Source organism: Bacillus cereus group sp. RP43 (assembly GCF_040459645.1).
GTDB lineage: Bacteria > Bacillota > Bacilli > Bacillales > Bacillaceae_G > Bacillus_A > Bacillus_A mycoides_C.
In genome coordinates, this window is sequence record NZ_JARVHQ010000001.1 from 2,857,556 (window position 1) to 2,877,045 (window position 19,490).

Below are 19,490 nucleotides of genomic sequence, written 5' to 3' on the forward strand. Positions count from 1 at the left end.
GTGAGAGACTATTCGGATATCAATGTTTACAAATATTAAAAATGCGGTTTCTCTTATCACGAGAAACCGCATTATATCAATATTTTTGTTAAATTTTAAACTGACTCGTATACAGATCAAAGTAAAACCCTCCATCTTCCATGAGAGTTTCATGACTTCCTCTTTCCAAAATACTACCATCTTTAATTACAAGTATTTGATCTGCTTTTTCAATCGTTTTCAGCCGATGAGCGATTACAAAACTTGTCCGCCCTCTCATTAAATTATTTAATCCAGATTGAATTTGTAATTCTGTTCTCGTATCAATATTAGATGTTGCTTCGTCGAGAATTAATATATCTGCATCGGCTAAAATCGCTCGTGCAATCGCAAGGAGTTGTTTTTGTCCTTGACTTAAATTCGAACCTTCTGAAGCAATTTCCGTTTCATATTGATTCGGTAGATGTTTTATAAAAGAATGTGCTGATGCTGCTTTTGCTGCTGCAACTACTTCTTCATCACTTGCATCTAAACGTCCATATCGAATATTTTCCATAATCGTTCCTGCAAATAAATACGTATCCTGTAAAACAACCCCTATTTTACTCCGCAAAGAATTAATATCATAATCCTTTATATCTTTTTCATCAATGCTAATTTGCCCTTTTTGAATGTCATAAAAGCGAGTTAACAAATTAATAATTGTTGTTTTTCCTGATCCAGTTGGACCGACTAAAGCGATTGTCTCCCCAGGATTCGCCTCGAGACTCACATCTTTTAAAATCATGTTGTCCTGTGCGTATCCAAATGAAACTTTCTCAAGCCTAACATGTCCTTGTAAATTTTGTACAAGTACTGCATCTTTTTTATTTTGAATTTCTGGTACTTCATCCATAATTTCAAAGACACGTTCTCCTCCAGCAACTGCCGCTTGAATCGTATTCATTAAAGTTGCAAATTGACTAAGTGGTCTTGAAAATTGTCGAGAATAATTAATAAAAGCTGCAATGACACCTACCGTTGTCATTCCGTTTAATACCATTACCGATCCAGTTCCAATTACAAGCCCCATTCCTAAGTTATTAATAAAGTTCATACTTGGAAAAATAAATGCTGAAAACGTTTCAGCCTTCGTTGCTGAAATTCTTAGCTGTTCGTTAATTTCATTAAAGTTATGTACGGTTTCTTTTTCTTTTCCGTATAACGTAGTTACGTCTGCACCTGTAATAGCTTCCTCGATAAATCCATTTAATTCCCCTAAATCCTTTTGACGCTTCGCAAAATTTTTACCACTATAAGCAACTAGTTTTTTTGTAACGAAAAACATAATAGGTACTGTAATTAAAGTTACAATCGCTAAAATCCAATCTAATGAAAACATCGCAATCGTTACACCTATAAATGTTAACGCTGATGAAATAATTTGTACAACACTTTGTGTCAAAGCTTGATTTAAGTTATCAATATCATTTGTCACACGACTCATTAAATCACCTTGCGAACGTACATCAAAGAATCTTAGAGAAAGCGTTTGGATTTTATCAAAAATATCTTGTCGTATTTTTTGTATCGTCTTTAATGCAACATTAATCATTACAAATGTTTGTAACCATGTTAACAATACGGTTATACCATATATTACAATGAGTAGCATGCACATTCTTGCTGTCCCACTTAAATCCTTTGGTACGATGTATTCATCAATAATGACCCCCATATAATATGGCCCAAGTAAACCGAGTAATGTCGTGATAAATACAAGAATAATAACGAACATAAGAGATGCTTTTTGATACCCCATATAGTTCCATATTCGCATTATAGTTCCTTTAGTATTCTTTACTTTTCCCGTTTTCGTATTATTACGTCCACCTTTATTTCCAAATTGTCCTTGAAAATTACGCACGCTCTTCCCCTCCTTCTTGCTGCAGGTTGCCACCTTGGGAAAGATAAATTTCCTGATACACTTCACAAGTTGCCAATAAAGCCTCATGCGTACCATTTCCAACTAATTCACCGTTATCCAAAACGAGAATTTTATCAGCATCTATAATAGAGGATATTTTTGATGCGATTAATAATGTCGTTGTGCCACTATATCTCGACCTTAATGCTTCTTGTATTACAGCTTCTGACTTCGCATCAACCGCCGATGTAGAATCATCTAATACCAGTATAGATGGTTTTCTCACTAAGGCTCTTGCAATAGATAGACGTTGTTTTTGACCACCAGATAGATTGGTTGCACCTTGTGTTAAGTTATATTGATATGTATCTTCAAATTTATTAATAAATTCTGCAGCACAAGCAGATGCAGATGCCATTTCTAATTCACCATAATCCGCCTCTTCTTTACCATAACGTAAATTCTCTTCAATACTTCCTGAAAAGAGAAGTGCCTTTTGTGGAACGAAGCCAATTGAAGCACGAAGTTTTTGCAAATCATATTCTTTCACATTGACACCATCTATACATATTTCACCTTTATCAACATCGTAAAGTCTTGGCAATAGTTTAGCCAATGTTGATTTACCGCTTCCGGTAGATCCAATAATCCCTATTTTTTCACCTTTCCGTACGGTAAATGAAATATCTTTTAAAACATATTCATTATTTTTCGTATAACTATAGCTAACATTTTTAAATTTTACATTACCATTCACTTGTTTTGGTTCATATACGTCGCCTTCAGTTGTAATGTCAACTTCAGTATGTAAGACTTGTTGTACACGATCAGCTGATGGAAAAGCACGGGCAATTTGAATAAATACCATACTAATAGACATAAGTGACATTAATATGATATTTAAATAGTTAATAAAAGCTAAAATGGCTCCTACTTGGAGTGTACCATTAAAAACTTTTTCGCCACCAAACCATAAAGTTGCTACAATCCCGCCATTTACAACTAGCATAATAATTGGCATCATCAATGAAATAATTTGTATAGCACGAATATTAATTCCAGTTAAACTTTTATTAACTTTCTCAAACTGTGAGATTTCATATTTTTGTCTTACATATGCTTTTATAACACGTACACCGGATAAATTTTCTTGTAGCTTTGTGTTTACTTTATCTAATGCTTCTTGTACTCGTTTAAATGAACCGCTCGCTTGACCTGTAATCAATACAATTGCAACTAATAAAACGGGTACCACAACAAGTAAAATTGGAAATAGGTCTCTCGCTGTTACAAAGACTATAATGATACTTCCAATAAATAATAACGGTCCACGGACAAGTACACGTAACGTCATCGTCATCGCCGATTGAATAGATGTAATATCATTTGTCACGATTGTTAATAATTTACCTGTTCCAAATGAATCACGATTTTTGCTAGAAAATGTTTCTATTTTCGCAAAAACATCTTTTCGTATGTCTGTAGCGAAATTAATAGCAGCTTTTGTAGAATACATCATACAACCAAGTCCTCCAACTAAACCGATCGCTGCTGCCCCTATCATAAGAAACCCCATTTTTATTACATAATTCAAATCCCGGTTTGCAATTCCAACATCAATAATATGTTGCATTATTGTCGGTTGAATTAAGTCCATCGCAACCTCAAGTACCATAAACAGCGGCCCAATAATAGCGAAGAACATGTATGGTTTTAAATACTGTAACAACTTGCGAAATGATTTCATACATAATCTCCTTTTTTCATGAAATTATCACTCAAAAATTCAAATCCCTCCCTATTTAACTGATCTTTTCTTACTACTCTAGTATATTATGTAAATTAATATTTAACATTATTAAATGATAAGTTTTAAATCATTTTTAGTCAATAAAATGGAACTTTAATCTACCAGGCATTTTCACTGCCAGTTGATGTGAATAATCTTTAACTTAATAAAAACCGCATTCTCATTTAGTAAGAATGCGGTTTTCCCATCTATATTTGTTCAATTTTAAAATCGAAAACTTCGGTCTCGAATCCATTATTTTCAGAAGGACTACACGTATAAAAACCAATTTTAACAGGCTCCTTACCTATGTCCTCCATCAAAAAACATTTAAATTAATATTTAAAACTCAGTTAATACCGGGAATTTATAACCTTTAAAATCTAATTCTTTATTACTTCGAACCATTAAATACTTACTAGTCTGTAATTCTGTATATTGTACATCATCAATTCCTAATTGATCTGGGTAGAAATAAAATTCAATCTCCGTAAATTCCCCAGAGATTTCCTCACATAATTCATCTAAAATCGGAATTACCGGCGCAAATACTCCAAATAATTTTAGTTTTTGATTTTCTACTGTAAAAACAATTAGCGCATCTAATTTCTCTGAATAATAAAGGTTTTCATTCCATGTTGAATCATACATATTTAAATAAAACGAAGAGCGGTAATTTAACGTTGAAAATTTATTAGAAAGCCTTTGGCCATTTTCAATAATCTCATGTATTAATTGTCTATCCTCTTCATTATAAAAATCTAACTTTTTAAGTTGAGAATCTTTATCACTCTTGTTTTCGTATGATACTGTCATCAAATATTCTTGCACAATTTGAAAACCAAATGGTTTATATAGTTCCGGATTTTCAGTAAACAAGACCGCACACCCGCATTGCTCATCAATTTCCTCTATCATCTTACTAAACAATTGTTTCATTAATCCTCGTCTACGATAATTCGGATGTGTCATTACTGATTGAATACCCGCTGCATTTATTTTTTCACCATTAATTAAAAGCGGAAGTGAAAATGCCGCAACATTTGCAATCGCTTTATCATCTTGTAAAAATGATAATGCTTTATATGTATAATCCCAATACCCTTTCTCTGAAAAATCCTGCAATGTTTGGCTCGTAATCCCAAACACTTCTTCAAATAAAGGAAATAACTGTTCTCTTCTCGGTTCTTCTAATAGAAAGTTTGCCATTTTTTCAACATTCCCCATGTTGTCCCTCCATACGTCGATTCCATTAATTTAGATATACTTATATGACCTACTCTCAAAAAATAGGCCTTTCAAATCAATATAGTATCATAAAACTTTTAAAAATGGTTTAATTTATTTTATGTTTTGATTATTAAAAAACAAGTCGACTAAACTAGTATTAAGATTTTTGAATAATATCATGTTTATTATATAACAAATGGTGCTTCCTACTTATCTTTCCGATAATAGAAATACACCATTTTATGCAAATATAATTCACCTATTCTTTGATTCCTTCAAGTCGCTCCTTCGTACTAATTTCTTCTCCCTTCACTCGCTTTTCAAACGTCTTTCTCCAACTAGTAGACAGTGCATTTACTTCTAAAATCCTTTTTAATCCTTCAGAGTTTTGTTTTTCTTTATGCATTATGCGATTCGCAAATAAAATTGACACACCTTTTGGATCAGGCTTCAACAATTTTAAAGTATCTACCGGTAATATCCACCCTTCTTTTAATACTCGAAAATAAAAACCTGTGTATCCTGTATCTTGAAAATATAATGGCAACTTTGGAATATTATATTTCTTCGCTAATTTAAAACAAGGTTGTCTTGGCTGCGTTACTTGTACAATCGCTTCTCCGAGTTGAAACGTGTCACCAATACAAACATCTTCTTCACGCATTCCGCTTACTGTTATATTTTCACCGAAAGCCCCATATACAAGTTCCTGATTCAACTCTTTTTCCCAGTAAGGATAGTGGTCACTAGTATAAACACAAACCGCTTTATCTACCCCTCCATGATGAACTAAATCTGCCTGTCCATCTCCATTAAACTTTAAAAATGATAAAAAAACAGGTTCCTTTACTTGCTTTTTATTTATCCCTGTTTGAATTAACTTCCCACCATACATAACCTCTTTTGGCAATCCTATATTTAAAGATAGGATTTCATATACTTTAGTCATTCAAATCCCTCCTCTTACTTGCGGTACAACTTTTCAAAAGACTCATTTATTATTTCAAACCCTCTATCTATTTCTTCGTTTGAGATAACTAGAGGGGGTAAAAAGCGTAGTACATTATCAAATATCCCCGCTCCAATACTTATAAGCCCATTCTTCCAAAAATCTTCAATTAGCTTTACTGTTAGTTCTTTTGCAGGTTCTTTCGTTATGCGATTCGTTACAAGTTCCATTGCAACCATCGCACCGATTCCACGAACATCACCAATCACTTCGTACTTTAATTGCATTTGATGTAGATGTGACATTATTCTATTTCCAATTTGCTGACCCCTTTCAACTAGATTTTCTTCTTCCATTATTTCAAATACAGCAAGACCAGCTGCACATGATAACGGACTCCCGGCAAAAGTTCCACCAATTTGTCCTCTCCCAGGAATGTCCATCAACTCCTTACGACCGACAATAGCACTTAATGGTAAACCGCCAGCAATTGATTTTGACAAAGTCATTATGTCAGGTTCTATATGAAAATGTTCCGTTGCAAACCATTTCCCTGTTCGGCCAAATCCAGTTTGCACTTCATCCATTATCATTAAAATACCGTATTGATTACAAATTTCTCGTAATCGTTTTACAAATGAAATAGAAGGAACAATAAATCCACCTTCTCCTTGTACTGGTTCCATTACGATTGCTGCTACTTGTTCAGGTGATACTTCTTCTAAAAACTTTTCAAACTGATAGATGACTTGAGAATCCACTTCTTCAGGAGAAACTCCTTCTTCAGCTCTGTAATAGTACGGATACGGCAATATATGCATGTCTGAAACGAACGGACCAAATCCTGCTTTATATGGATTTTCTTTGGTCGATAAAGACATTGTCATTAATGTTCTCCCATGAAATCCTCGTTCAAACGAAATTACTTTCCTCCTCCCTGTTACTTTACGTGCGATCTTTACAGCATTTTCAATCGCTTCCGCACCACTATTGGCAAACATCGTTTTTTTCTTGCTTGTACCTGGCACTTTCTCATTAATTTTCTCCGCTAAAGTAATATAATTTTCATATGGAGTTACATGAAAACAAGGATGTATAAATGATTCTGCTTGTTTTTGTACCGCTCTTACAACTTTCGGATGACAATGTCCAACATTTTGCATACCAATTCCACCAGCAAAATCAATAAACTGATTTCCGTCTACATCTGTTATTATCGCTCCCCTTGCTTCTTTTACATATAAAGGCGTTAAATGATATATTCCTTTCGGTACAGCCTCCTCATACCTTTTTTGAAGTACTTGTGAATAACTGCCCGGTAATACACTAGATTTCAACAATTCTTCTTCACCTCATCTAATTTTTTAATCAATCCATTTCTGATAAAGTGATTATATATCCCACAAAACCATTGTTCAATTCAATTATTTATATAATAATGATAGGTATATCCTATGATTAAACTTGAGGTGATTTCAATCGAATTACGACAATTAGAATACTTTTTAGCTGTTTCGAAAGAATTACATTTTACAAAAGCAGCCGAGAAATTAAATATTTCACAACCTTCCCTAAGCCAACAAATACGTGCATTAGAACATGAAGTAGGCATGCCACTTTTCGATCGAATTGGTAAAAAAATATCTTTAACTGAAGCAGGAAGAGTTTTATTATCGCACAGTAAAACAATCTTTCACGAAGTCGAACAAGCTCGTTCTGCCATTCAAGATTTAAATGGATTACATCATGGTTCCTTAACAATAGGATCTTTGTTAACCGTAGTAAATTATTTACTACCACTAGCTATATTAGATTTCAATAAGCAATATCCAAATATCGAACTCTCTGTGTTGGGGCTTCGTACAGGAGAAATTCGTGAAAAATTATTACAAAATGAATTAGATATTGGTATTACATTTCTCCCGGTGCAAGATAAAGAGATTGTTTCTATCCCACTATATAAAAGTGAACTTACATTAGTTGTGCCAACCAGCCATTCTTTAACTGAACGTAAGTATGTATCTATTGAAGAATTACAGGACTATCCTTTAATTCTTCTTCCTAAAAATTTCTATTTAACAGAACTAATTACATCTCATTGCCAAAACTTTAACTTTAAACCAAAGCCAATTTTAGAAATTAGTACAATGGAATCTTTAATTCAAATGGTCGCACAAGGTATGGGGATTACCGTGTTACCAAAACCGTATATAGACTTTTTGCAAAGTGAGCACATACAAGCTATTAAAATTGAAAAACCCACTCCAACAATAGAGATAGGACTTATTTATAGAAGAGATAAATATATGTGCGCTGCTACCCGGAAATTTATTGAGCAACTCAAAATAACAGTACATTCTTTACAAAAATAAGCATAAAAAGAGATTATCCTATGCAGCCGTTACACAACGACCTATTAGAATAATCTCTTTTTATAATGATATAAAACATTACATTTTATGGTTTCTTTTCTAATAACCTATTATTCATTATAGGTGTTAAATTATTATCGTATTATTAAGCTACACATCAGCGATATTTTATGTCTATTTCGTATAGGTGTTAGCAAGTCCGTTTGCAAACTTGTTAGCACATTTTTATAAAAATTATATAATACTTCACAAAGTAGGAATCCGTTTCGATCAATCTTTTTTCAAAATGGATTCCTTTTTGTCTCTTATCAATATTCAAATGTTACAGTAGTACCATTAAAACCATTTAAACCATCAAAACAATTAGAGCAATTAGAGCAATTAGAGCAACCACCACAACCAAAACAACTAAAGCAACCGAAGCAACCAAAACAACGGAATCCACCACAACGACCTCCGCCACAACCACCACAACGACCTCCGCCACAACCGCCACAGCGACCTCCGCCACAACCGCCACAGCGACGAGCATCATCTGTAATATAGTAATATGGATATTGGTTTTGCTGATCCCAATACACAATATTTCCAGACTGATAATCATTAAGGCTTAACGCTTGTAGTTCTTGTTGAAACTTATTCATTTTCATGACCTCCGTTTATAAACTACAACCCCATCGATGCTTTCCTATATTTCTGTTCGTTAAATCTAAGTAAAAATAGCGCTATAAAGTGAAACTTTAATCAGTGGGGAGTGTTCATCCCCCACTGATTATTAGCCCGCACCAATCGGGCGTTTACAGGTAGCCCGACTCCCACCTAACTTCTTTGCTTCAGTCGAATTTTGAGGTGGGAGTTTTACTGCCCACAAATAGCGGGATAAACTAAGTTCAATACGTACACCAACAAAATATGACCTATCACTAGAGGATGCACCTTGTTCATATGCCTATTTTTAGGTTATTTTTACTATAGGCTCATTTTTATAAAGTGAAACTTTAATCAGTGGGGGTTTTGTTCATCCCCCACTGATTATTAGCCCGCACCAATCGGGCGTTTACGGGCAGTTAATCTCCCACCTAACTTCTTTGCTCCAGTCGAATTTTGAGGTGGGAATTTTACTGCCCACAAATAGCGGGATAAATGGAAATTATAAAATATGAATTTAAACAATAACATTTAGATTTATGTCATCATTTTCTAGTTCTATAGTCGTATATTCCCCCCGCATATTTTTATAAATTGTATACAGTTCCATATGGAATTGTTGAAACAGAAATTCCGTAAGGTGTAATATGATGCATTGGATAATAATACTCCATAGATGAATAGTACGGTTGTATGCCTTGCTGTATTTGTTGCATTTGCTGCTGTGCTTGTAACGCTTGTTGAACAGCTTGAATTGTACTTTGTGCTCCACTATACGTAATACCCGCCGTACCATACGGACGCATTCTATCTCGGGTATCAAAATATGAATAAAACATTAGTATTCAACTCACTTCCATATAAGTTATTACAAAGTATATTATGAGTATTAATTTCAGTGAGTGTTAAAAACTAGTCCACTAGCTTTTATTCAAATAACGTTTTTGTTCAACTGCCTTCTTTTAATCCCCACTCCTTATCAAAATATAATCTTATATATCTTTCAATTTATTATGATGCAAGTGTCTACACTAAATTGTTAGACAAGCATAAAATAAATTAAATCTAATAATAAAGGAAAAATAAATATGCAAAACCGTTACATGCTTACAGTCAAACTCACCTCATTTAACGGGACAACGCTGACTGGCATTACTATAGAAGGTATCACGCTGACAGCGAACGTCACGTTAAGAACAACCTATCATCAAGCAATTCTCAATCGCTTTCCCCATCAGGACCCAGTTCGCCCCCTAGTCGTGAACTATAACGTAGCCGTCAAATCTGGCAGAAGATCTGCTATCTTGAATGCCGTGACGCAACTCACGAATGCTGGGGTAAGCGCGCAGGTCCGTCTGGATTCCTGCAACAATACCGTGGCATCCTTCCGTCCCGTTCCCTCAATAATATAAGTCAGATACCCGTCACAATAGGATACCGACTGTGACGGGTACGAAGCTGTTCGAGTGAATAGCCCTCAAATTTGTCCCCATCCCATTTCCCTTCACTCCTTGAATATTTTTTCAAAACCAATACATACTATTCTCAAGCCGCCGTATCCACGGCTAATACTTCTTTCTTTTGTTACAGCAGAAGCAGGTAGCTACGTCACTTATCTGCTTTCTCTGTATATTTTTTAAAATATCGAAAAGACTACATACAAGCTGTTTGAACTAGCAGCTTCACTCTTCTTGTAATGGGAAAGCAATTTATCACAATTAGCTAACTCATTCGACTCACTGGCAGACAACCAAAATTGTTGTCTGCTTTTTGTATGGAATTTTTCATTTTGCATATACTACTTTTGAGCCTGTTTACCAATGCAAGCCATTTTGGTGTTTTGAATTCCGACTAAGCTTTTTTGTTGCATAGATTATTACATCTTTGACAACACTGGTTAAAAGCGCGTTTTCTGGTTATTCGTAGTTCTAGTCCAGAATAATTTTTCTCCTATAAAGGACAGTAGGTACGACTGCTCGTCCTTTTTTACTTATATCGCATACTCTCCCTTTTGACAGCTATGAACCACATTGCCTTCTTCATCGAAGTAAGCGATTTCCCAATAAGGGTGGCAGTTGTACGCTTCTATTTCCCCATCGAACAAATTAGTTTTCCAATTTCCAACGATTGTACCCCACTTACCAGCTACATTTACTCGCATACCCATGTAAGCAAAATGTAGATTTCGGTGGTTCTACATTTTCTTGAAAGCTTTTTCCGCGCTGTACATCTGCTTGATGTCAAAAACACCTTCGTTCTCGCACTTTACAAACTTCATGAATTCTGTCATTGGCATTTGATATCTCTTTAACTTTAAGGGTATATTCTTATGTCTTACCCAATATGCAAGAAGATGCAGTGAAAACATTCGCGAAGAGTATATTTCGATATGTGTTTGCAAACACATATCGAAATGCTCAAAAGCATTGATTTAAAGGCATCTATAGCATATTGAAATAAAACATTACATATAAACTCATATAATTTTAGTGTACCTTTTTTGAGATTGGAATATATTTTGTAAAATACGCCCCCACTAGCAACAATACGATTGAGACTAGCCAAGTAAAAATACCGCCAAAATGAAGCCAATATGCAAACAAATTTAAAATTGCAATTAAAAAGCAACAAATAGAAGTTAATGCACTTTTTAATCCTTTTATCCCCGCTTTTTTTCTTTTTTGATAAGTTATATACATCGAAGCGACTAGAAAAAGGATTAGAACAATTGGTAACATAGCTTGTTGCAATGGCAATCCCTCCTGTCTATTTCCACACCCTTGATTTCACCATTTAATTCCTTTTATTACAGTCCTTTTTTCTTTTCACTTGGCTAAACTAAATATTATTTGATGTCTACTCAAAACCTTGTTAAAATCACTTCAAGAACATACATTCGAAATGTTGTTAATGTGCGTATAATATTTTAAAACTAGATTAAATAATTCCAAATGGATAAAACTCTATATTGAAACTTCTTATTGGCGATCAACTATTTGTTGAAACGAGCAAACTTGTATTTATAGGATTGCAAATAGTCGCATTGAACAGTTAAAGAATAATTTTTTAATCATCCATTTATCATGATAAGAGAGGAAGCATTTATGATTAAAAGCAAACCAGTTGACGAATTAACTATTGAAGACTTGAAACAAAACCCAATATGGGAATGGGCAATAGATGAAGAGGAATACGAAGAGTGCGATGAAACGTGGGTAAAACCAGTTGAAACTATAAATTTCACAGAAGAATTAAACGGTTCAATAGTACTGGGCGAATTAATAATACATAATGATGAGAAATTCCCTATGATGTGTAGTATTGATATTGAAAATAACGCGGTATTAATTAGTTCCGTTGTTTTTTATAACGAAAAAGAAAATGAGTATATTGCTATAGAAGATGTAGTAAAAAAGGTTGAGATGCCAATCTCAATTAATATTTATCTCACAATTAATGGAGAGCCTAGATCTTTAAAATTCTCTGCAAATAAAATTGATATTTATAAAAACACTATAAAAACTAACTTAAATTAAATTCAAATTGAAGATAGGAGAATATTCATTAAGTAAAAAATGGGAAACCATTATAATTAACGGTTTCCCATATATTCTCCTATTTTCAATGTTTATATAAATTTATACTAAATAATCCCCTTTTCCACCAATGTCTCTGCGATTTGAACTGAGTTCCAAGCTGCACCTTTTAATAAATTATCGGAAACGATCCAAAGATGGAACCCTTTTGGCGTATCCGGGTCTTTACGTATTCTCCCAACAAATGTATCTCTTTTACCCTCTGCATATAATGGCATTGGATAAATTTGTTCATTCGGATTATCTTGTAAAATAACACCTGGTGCATTCAGTAGTACTTCTTTAATTTCTGCAACGGTCGCTTCTTTTTCAAGTTCAATATAAACCGATTCGGAATGCCCTGATACAACTGGAACTCTGACGCAAGTAGCTGCCATTTTCAGATTTGGATCTTCTAAAATTTTCTTCGTCTCTTGAATCATCTTTACTTCTTCGAATGTGAAATCATTGTCTGTAAATATATCTACTTGCGGTAATACATTAAATGCAATTGGATAATGTTTTTTATCTTTTTTTGCGGGTAATATAGTACTCTTCACTTCTTCACCTGTAAGCATTGACTTAGCTTGTTCTTTTAATTCATGAATCGCATGAATTCCTGACCCTGATACAGCTTGATACGTTGAAACAATAATTCGTTCTAAACCAAATGATTTTCGAATTGGCTGAAGAGCTGTTACCATCTGTAGTGCTGAACAATTTGGAACTGCAATGATCCCTTTATGTTCCCTTAAAGTATGTGCATTTACTTCTGGAACAACGAGTGGTACATCGTGTGCCATTCGGTATTCACTTGTGTTGTCAATGACAATCGCACCGCTAGAAACTGCATGATTTACATATTGTCTAGAAACTTCTCCTCCAGCACTAAAAAATGCAATGTCTACACCTTCAAAACTAGTTGATTTTGCCTCTTGTATTTTAATCTCTCTTCCTTTAAATTGTACTATCTTACCAGCAGATCGTTTTGACGAGAGTAATGTAATTTCTTCTATATTAAATTTCGTTACTCTCTCTAACAATGCAATGATTTTTTGCCCTACTGCGCCTGTAGCCCCAACTACAGCTACATGATAGCTCTTTTCACTCATTTTTTCTCCTCCAATTTCACTTGAATGAATTTCTCCACAACTTAATTTTAAAAGAAATTTAATGATTTGAAAAATTGAAATACATGATATAATCATTCACAAATCATGATAATAAAAGAGGTATCATTTATGGAAATGAGACATGTTAAAACATTTTGTGCCATTGTTAAATATGGCAGCTTTTCTAAAGCTGCTCATGCATTAGGTTATGCGCAATCTACTGTGACAGCCCATATTAAAGCATTAGAGAACGATTTAAACATTCCTCTATTCGATCGATTAGGAAAAAAAATACTTCTTACAAAAGCAGGTCATCAATTTCATCCGTATGCATTAGAATTACTTACTATTTATGATAAAGCGCAAGAAATCCCTCAAAACAGTGACCATTTAGAAGGAACATTGACTATTACATCTAATGAATCATTGGCAGTGTATCGGTTACCACAATTATTACGTACTTACAAACAGGAAAATCCGAAAGTAAATATCGTACTTGAGACAAATACCAATGAGCAAGCATTGAAAAAACTACATGAAGGAGAAACCGATGTTATCTTCATAATTGGAGAAAGTATAGAGCATAATGATTTTATTACGTGCAATTTATGTAATGAAACATTTGGATGGATTTTCCCTGCTCATTTCCCTTCAAACATTGATCCACTCCTTTTATTACAAGATACTCAATTTATATTTACAGAACAAAGCTGCGGCTATAGACCAATGGTAGATCGTTTTTTACGTCAAAGCGGAAGAAATCCTAATAAAACATTTGAGACTTCCAATGTTGAAGTCATTAAACAATCCGTTATGTGTGAGTTAGGAATTTCTATTCTCCCTTACATCGTTGTACAAGAAAGTTTTCAAAAAGAGCAACTCTGTTTTCAGCCCATCGAAACTCCAGCAGTCATTCAAAGCCACGTAATCTATCATAAATCTAGATGGATATCCCCAGTTTTACAATCGTTTCTTACATTATTAGAGAGAACAGAAAAGTAAGCGAGTAATAACAAAAATGAGTAACTGCTCTAAAAAGCAATTACTCATTTTTGTTAAAACATTTGTGTTCATAACAGTAAAGGTATTTCAAAATCAATATGTATTTTATTTATTAGCTTGTACCTCACCTGCAATTAATTTACTACCTGAATATGTACCTTTTTGTATAAAAACTTGATTAATTAATTCTTTTTGCTCCTTTTCTGACATTACTCCTTTCCCTTCTCCTAAATTCCCACTTTGCAATTTCCAAATCTTGTTGTGGTCCACATCAACCTTTTCATATTTTCCTTGTTTCCATCGTTCTAAAATATCCACATATGTACTTTTTTGTGCAACATCATTACTATTTATAATTTCAAGTAAACTTTCAATACGTTCTTGTGTAATAAAAATATAACCCCATTTTTGATCAGCTTTCGTTTTTTGATGTGCCATTTCATGTAATGCTGTCTGTATGTTCTCATCTGTCCATTTGAAATTTTTATTAAAACCACTATTCGGCAATGAATGATTTCCATTTTCTAACAACTTTGCATCTTCGGCTTTTACATTACTATCAGCTAGCACTTCTACTGCCGGAGCGGCTGGTGATGCCTTTTTCGCAGCTGGTTTACTATTATTCAGATAATACAGCATACCATATGTTACACCTACGCCGATTACTGCCATACCAGCTATAATCCCTATTATTTTAAAAAGTGTTTTCATCTCGCTTGTTCCCTCCAAAATATCTCAGTTCTTACTACCTGATTATTTCTTATATAAAACCGTTTCTTCATTCAAAATATATCATCCCATCCCCTATCATATTATTTATATATATTTCCTTATATTGTATTTCTTTTTTTGCGAAATTGAAAGATTATTCTGTTAAATATTAAAAATATTCTACAAAATTCCCCTTTATATTTATAAAGAAACAAAAAAAACAACGAGCACCTTCTACACCACTCGTTGTTTTTACTTTATGCACGATTTTCTTTTAACCACTCCGTAATAGCATCTAACCTAGAAAGATCAAAACGTCTATCTTCACACACGTTTAAGTTGTTTAAACTCGTCACAATTTCTAATTCATTCGACTTTACACTTTTCGCTTCAATCGATTTACAGTACCCGTCTGTGACGGTATTGAGATTTTCATAATAACGTTGAAATGGTTTTGATATATGTAAATGTTTTTCAAAGTTTCTTCTGCTTTTCGTCTCATCAAATTTTTTCCGTTTTCTAAGTTCTTCATCATTCGTGTACAAATAAAAATATTGATCCGGAAAACCAATTTCCCTATTTATTAACTTTTCTTTATAAAAATTTTCTATTAAAGATAATGGTTGATTAAATATATCAAAATGAAAACACCAATTATAACTCAGTGGCTGATAAATATCACCATCAAGTATTACTATTTCATATTGCTGTGATTTCTGCACTGCCATATTCCAGCGCTCTACTTGTTTTTCAAAATACCATGTTCTATGTTCATTTCTAGGTCTTTCAAATAAAACGTTAACTTCTGGAATAATAAATGCACCGTAATTTCTTTCTAATTCTCGACATGTTGTACTCTTACCAACTGCGCTCGCTCCCTCAAACGCTATAATCCCCATATTTTCTCCCTCTTTCATTAGCTAATATCTCGTTGTTTCGACTTTCGCCCCCACAACTGTTTCCATAAAACGATTGAAGCAATTGAAAGCATTATTGTTGTAATGATACTACCTTCAATACCAAATGAGCCTCCATGAAGCACTTCTGATCCATTTGTTACAGGTTTAAATAGTGGCGTTGAATATATCGTCATACCACTAACTGCAAAACCATAGATGTTATATTGCGCCCAATTCCAAATAGAATGCCACGCGCATATCCCCCAAAGACTACTGTCTTTTAATACATAAAAAGCTGCAAATACACCAACTAATATTATATTCGATATCGAAAGAATTGTAATACCTGGATTAAGTAAATGAAGAAAACCAAATAAAAACGACGTCACGGTAATCCCAATCCATATACGGCTTCTAACAGAAAGAATTGGGAATAACCAACCTCGTACAATAATTTCTTCAGTTGCCCCTTGTATTAAAAATGCAACTAAAGATCCTACAATACCGAATATCGCAGTTACCGTAATTTCTTGTATTTGTAGTTTTACATTGCCTGTTAATAAGAGTGAAATTACTGGTATTGAAATGAAAACAAACCCTATTAATGCACCTCTCAAATATTTTCTTATCCACTGATTTCCCCAAAAACCAATTGATGAAAATGATCTTTTCTCTACAAATCTAATCCATAAAAAAACAAAAAATATAGCCCCGCCAAACGTTAATATCATCTCAATATTGCTATAAATTGCCTTCATAAAGATTGTTTCTGCTTTCGGTAAAAACAGCATAAATAACATAAACAATTCACCTAAAGTTAAAAATACAATTGCAAGTATAACAGTGAAAATAGGATGAATTTTTTTTCTTCCTTCTTTTGCTGCTTCAATTATTTTAAATTGTTTATTTTGCAATTTCATCTCCCCCTATTCATAAAAACCTTCAATATTCTTAAATATATATATCGTTTCTCTTATACATACTTTTTAATAAAAATGTTCTCAGTTTAGCATAAATACAAATTAGGAATAATATATAAATAAAAGAGGTGACTTTGTGCCTTTTACCCTTTTCTCCACACATTACTTACTGGTATTACCAGCACTTGCTATTTCCCACCATTTGTTGTAAGATAGTAATTAAGGTCAATTTAACAATATATTTTCTTTGCATATTATCAAGTATCAATCAGGAACATTTTGTACTCCTTATGGATTTTTGATAATATGTGAACTTTTATTTCAATCAAATAAGGCCGATCATATTGTAATCTTTTTAAATTTTAGGAGGCATTACCATGACATTAACAGGTAAAGTAAAATGGTTTAACAGCGAAAAAGGTTTCGGTTTCATCGAAGTTGCAGACGGTAGCGATGTATTCGTTCACTTCTCAGCTATCACTGGCGACGGCTTCAAGTCTCTTGACGAAGGTCAAGAAGTTAGCTTCGAAGTTGAAGACGGTAACCGTGGACCTCAAGCTAAAAACGTTGTAAAGCTATAATTCAAACAATAAAAAGGTTGTTACCAGCTCGGTTAACAACCTTTTTAATATATAACTAAAAATTTTTACATAAAAGGAGTGGTTACATGTATCGCAATCGAAAGAACGATGTAGCAGAAGTACCACCAGAACAAACCCCTGTTTGGGAATGTGAATCAGAGGATTGTTTAGGATGGATGAGAAAGAACTTTTCATTTGAAGAAGAGCCTAAATGCCCTTTATGTAAAAGTAGTATGAAAAGCGGAGAACGTTTATTACCTAAAATAGGTTAATTTTTACAAGCCCCTCTTATTTTAAATAAGAGGGGCTTTTTATTAATAATGAATATCCTCTACATCTGTTCGTACAATAGAATACATTAATGCATCATGTTGTTTATTTCCTTGATGAATGTATCCACGTAACAGCCCTTCTTGTTGAAAACCTAATTTAGATAACATATTACACGAAGTTATATTTTCAGGATATGTAATAGCTCCAATTCTAAATAAACCTAAATCTCGAAATCCATAAGTAATAATTTCTCGAGCAGCTTCAGAAGCATAACCATTCCCCCAATAACGAGGATGCAAATCATACCCAATCTCTGAGCGTTTACTCCAAAGTTGTAAATTATTTAATCCAATTGTTCCTACTAAAGTATTTGTGTCTTTTAATACAATCCCCCAACGCATTGCCTTTTTCTCAAAGTAATTTTTCGAAAAAGATTCAATCATACGTGAAGCTTGTCCAAACTCAGTAAAAGAATTCATACCGTAATAACACGTTACCTCATCCAACGAGAATATTTCATATATTTTTTGACAATAAGATTGTTCTATTTCAACTAAGCGCAAGCGTTCCGTTTCTAATATAGGAAATGCCATAACCATAGGATCACTCCTTTCTCTCTACTAATTTATTATAGCAGAAAAAGTATTTATAATTAGGAAAGTCCTCAATGTCCCACAAATCAAACATTTCTAGCGACGCTTTTCCTCATTTTCTATTTATATGCAACTAACGTCCAATCGTCAATTAATCTTTGTTTCGCCTCAAAGGTACGTAACACTCTCAATCCCTCCAGTTATTCCTTTCTACTCTTCACTATGAAAATAGATTGTTTATTCATCATCTACATCACTCCACTCGACATTTCATTCTATATAATTTCGGTGTACTTTTAATATCCCCTCTAAAAAACACCCCTGCTTCATACATTCATGTTAAAATATAGAAAATGGAAAATTCCTTTTCTTTTGGAGGTGTGTAAACTTTATGTATATTTTCATTGGCTTATCCCTCTTGCTCATTTTACTCATTTTTTTATTCGCAAAAAAATTTACACCAAATTCATTCATGATGACTAGTTTTAAAGGAAATAGCTTTAAGACATTTTCAGTTGGTATATTAATCGCTGCCACACTCTCTCTTTCATACGGAATTTATCACGCAGCAACATATCAACCTAGATATTTAGATATTAAATTACAAAATCAAAATTTTACTGTTTTCGGTAATGTTGGTGAGTTTGGTTATTTCTCAAAAGAATTACTAAAAAAAGATGCAGAAGTTCAACTGTATTTTGTCTCTTGGGAAACAATACAATTAAATAATCCAGAAATAATAGTAGACTACCCTTCAGGCAAACAGGAAACATGGAAGCCTAATATAACAAGAATACCTACAAATAAATTACAAGAAGAACATAATATAAAAGAACTTTATCAACTCTCACCATACTCCTTTGAAGAATCTGGAAAAATAACATTAACTATTAAAGAGAATAAAGCCAATCATAAAAAGATTTCAATTAGTGTGAAATAATTACAAATAAA

General features: G+C 33.4%; 20 protein-coding genes and 1 pseudogene. 6 read left to right on the top strand and 15 right to left on the bottom strand.

Annotated elements, in window-relative coordinates:
* Nucleotides 1-88: 88 nt before the first annotated feature.
* The 6 genes and pseudogenes from QCI75_RS14980 to gabT all read right to left on the bottom strand — a co-directional run bounded on the left by QCI75_RS14980 (nucleotide 89) and on the right by gabT (nucleotide 7,193).
* A complete protein-coding gene (locus QCI75_RS14980) occupies nucleotides 89-1,885 on the bottom strand; it encodes an ABC transporter ATP-binding protein (RefSeq protein ID WP_353760765.1) in 1,797 nt (598 codons plus the stop codon).
* On the bottom strand, nucleotides 1,878-3,632 hold the full coding sequence (locus QCI75_RS14985) for an ABC transporter ATP-binding protein (RefSeq protein ID WP_353760766.1): 1,755 nt from the start codon (nucleotides 3,630-3,632) through the stop codon (nucleotides 1,878-1,880). The genes QCI75_RS14980 and QCI75_RS14985 overlap by 8 nt, the downstream gene beginning before the upstream one ends.
* 251 nt (nucleotides 3,633-3,883) lie before the next feature.
* Nucleotides 3,884-3,997: pseudogene (locus QCI75_RS14990) on the bottom strand (DUF1349 domain-containing protein); the annotation flags it as partial.
* A gap of 19 nt (nucleotides 3,998-4,016) precedes the next feature.
* Nucleotides 4,017-4,901 (bottom strand): GNAT family N-acetyltransferase, encoded by an 885-nt coding sequence (locus tag QCI75_RS14995; protein ID WP_353760767.1) that lies wholly within the window; start codon nucleotides 4,899-4,901, stop codon nucleotides 4,017-4,019.
* 262 nt (nucleotides 4,902-5,163) lie between these two features.
* Nucleotides 5,164-5,853 carry an MOSC domain-containing protein gene (locus QCI75_RS15000; protein WP_353760768.1) on the bottom strand — a complete coding sequence of 230 codons (690 nt, stop codon included), beginning with the start codon at nucleotides 5,851-5,853 and terminating at the stop codon, nucleotides 5,164-5,166.
* Between the two features lie 14 nt (nucleotides 5,854-5,867).
* Entirely contained in the window at nucleotides 5,868-7,193 is a 1,326-nt protein-coding gene (gene gabT, locus QCI75_RS15005) for a 4-aminobutyrate--2-oxoglutarate transaminase (RefSeq protein ID WP_353760769.1), read from the bottom strand.
* Nucleotides 7,194-7,322: 129 nt separating this feature from the next.
* Here gabT and QCI75_RS15010 point away from each other — a divergent pair, with 129 nt between their 5' ends.
* Complete coding sequence (locus tag QCI75_RS15010; protein WP_353761545.1) at nucleotides 7,323-8,225, top strand: LysR family transcriptional regulator; 903 nt, start codon at nucleotides 7,323-7,325, stop codon at nucleotides 8,223-8,225.
* 308 nt (nucleotides 8,226-8,533) lie between these two features.
* Here the strand turns inward: QCI75_RS15010 and QCI75_RS15015 are convergent, their stop codons facing one another.
* The 4 genes from QCI75_RS15015 to QCI75_RS15030 all read right to left on the bottom strand — a co-directional run bounded on the left by QCI75_RS15015 (nucleotide 8,534) and on the right by QCI75_RS15030 (nucleotide 11,611).
* Nucleotides 8,534-8,869: a heterocycloanthracin/sonorensin family bacteriocin gene (locus tag QCI75_RS15015; RefSeq protein WP_353760770.1), complete on the bottom strand. Its 336-nt coding sequence runs from the start codon at nucleotides 8,867-8,869 to the stop codon at nucleotides 8,534-8,536.
* Between the two features lie 591 nt (nucleotides 8,870-9,460).
* On the bottom strand, nucleotides 9,461-9,712 hold the full coding sequence (locus QCI75_RS15020; protein ID WP_002136277.1) for a DUF3947 family protein: 252 nt from the start codon (nucleotides 9,710-9,712) through the stop codon (nucleotides 9,461-9,463).
* A gap of 1,151 nt (nucleotides 9,713-10,863) precedes the next feature.
* Nucleotides 10,864-11,040: a hypothetical protein gene (locus QCI75_RS15025; protein ID WP_353760771.1), complete on the bottom strand. Its 177-nt coding sequence runs from the start codon at nucleotides 11,038-11,040 to the stop codon at nucleotides 10,864-10,866.
* Between the two features lie 319 nt (nucleotides 11,041-11,359).
* Entirely contained in the window at nucleotides 11,360-11,611 is a 252-nt protein-coding gene (locus QCI75_RS15030; protein ID WP_098779249.1) for a hypothetical protein, read from the bottom strand.
* A gap of 366 nt (nucleotides 11,612-11,977) precedes the next feature.
* Between QCI75_RS15030 and QCI75_RS15035 the strand changes: the two genes are divergently transcribed.
* Nucleotides 11,978-12,409, top strand: coding sequence for a hypothetical protein (locus tag QCI75_RS15035; RefSeq protein WP_144505554.1), 432 nt, complete (start codon nucleotides 11,978-11,980; stop codon nucleotides 12,407-12,409).
* A gap of 107 nt (nucleotides 12,410-12,516) precedes the next feature.
* Here QCI75_RS15035 and QCI75_RS15040 read toward each other — a convergent pair whose 3' ends face one another.
* The gene (locus QCI75_RS15040) at nucleotides 12,517-13,560 is read right to left on the bottom strand and encodes an aspartate-semialdehyde dehydrogenase (RefSeq protein ID WP_144505555.1); all 1,044 of its coding nucleotides are present in this window, start codon (nucleotides 13,558-13,560) and stop codon (nucleotides 12,517-12,519) included.
* A 129-nt stretch (nucleotides 13,561-13,689) separates the two neighbouring features.
* On the opposite strand from QCI75_RS15040, the gene QCI75_RS15045 reads away from it, so the two are divergent.
* Nucleotides 13,690-14,562, top strand: coding sequence for a LysR family transcriptional regulator (locus tag QCI75_RS15045; protein WP_353760772.1), 873 nt, complete (start codon nucleotides 13,690-13,692; stop codon nucleotides 14,560-14,562).
* A gap of 105 nt (nucleotides 14,563-14,667) precedes the next feature.
* On the opposite strand, the gene QCI75_RS15050 is transcribed toward QCI75_RS15045, so the two are convergent.
* From QCI75_RS15050 to QCI75_RS15060, 3 genes are all read right to left on the bottom strand, one after another.
* Nucleotides 14,668-15,273 carry a PRK06770 family protein gene (locus QCI75_RS15050; RefSeq protein WP_002085644.1) on the bottom strand — a complete coding sequence of 202 codons (606 nt, stop codon included), beginning with the start codon at nucleotides 15,271-15,273 and terminating at the stop codon, nucleotides 14,668-14,670.
* A 257-nt stretch (nucleotides 15,274-15,530) separates the two neighbouring features.
* Nucleotides 15,531-16,190, bottom strand: coding sequence for a DEAD/DEAH box helicase family protein (locus QCI75_RS15055; protein WP_144505557.1), 660 nt, complete (start codon nucleotides 16,188-16,190; stop codon nucleotides 15,531-15,533).
* On the bottom strand, nucleotides 16,190-17,086 hold the full coding sequence (locus tag QCI75_RS15060; protein ID WP_353760773.1) for a CPBP family intramembrane glutamic endopeptidase: 897 nt from the start codon (nucleotides 17,084-17,086) through the stop codon (nucleotides 16,190-16,192). Before QCI75_RS15060 ends, QCI75_RS15055 begins: the two co-directional genes overlap by 1 nt.
* A gap of 383 nt (nucleotides 17,087-17,469) precedes the next feature.
* Between QCI75_RS15060 and cspD the strand changes: the two genes are divergently transcribed.
* Nucleotides 17,470-17,673, top strand: coding sequence for a cold-shock protein CspD (gene cspD, locus QCI75_RS15065; protein ID WP_002012849.1), 204 nt, complete (start codon nucleotides 17,470-17,472; stop codon nucleotides 17,671-17,673).
* A gap of 86 nt (nucleotides 17,674-17,759) precedes the next feature.
* On the top strand, nucleotides 17,760-17,945 hold the full coding sequence (locus QCI75_RS15070) for a cold-shock protein (protein WP_000286202.1): 186 nt from the start codon (nucleotides 17,760-17,762) through the stop codon (nucleotides 17,943-17,945).
* Between the two features lie 42 nt (nucleotides 17,946-17,987).
* Here QCI75_RS15070 and QCI75_RS15075 read toward each other — a convergent pair whose 3' ends face one another.
* On the bottom strand, nucleotides 17,988-18,539 hold the full coding sequence (locus QCI75_RS15075) for a GNAT family N-acetyltransferase (RefSeq protein WP_033710605.1): 552 nt from the start codon (nucleotides 18,537-18,539) through the stop codon (nucleotides 17,988-17,990).
* 391 nt (nucleotides 18,540-18,930) lie between these two features.
* Here QCI75_RS15075 and QCI75_RS15080 point away from each other — a divergent pair, with 391 nt between their 5' ends.
* Nucleotides 18,931-19,479, top strand: coding sequence for a hypothetical protein (locus QCI75_RS15080; RefSeq protein WP_353760774.1), 549 nt, complete (start codon nucleotides 18,931-18,933; stop codon nucleotides 19,477-19,479).
* Nucleotides 19,480-19,490: the final 11 nt, after the last annotated feature.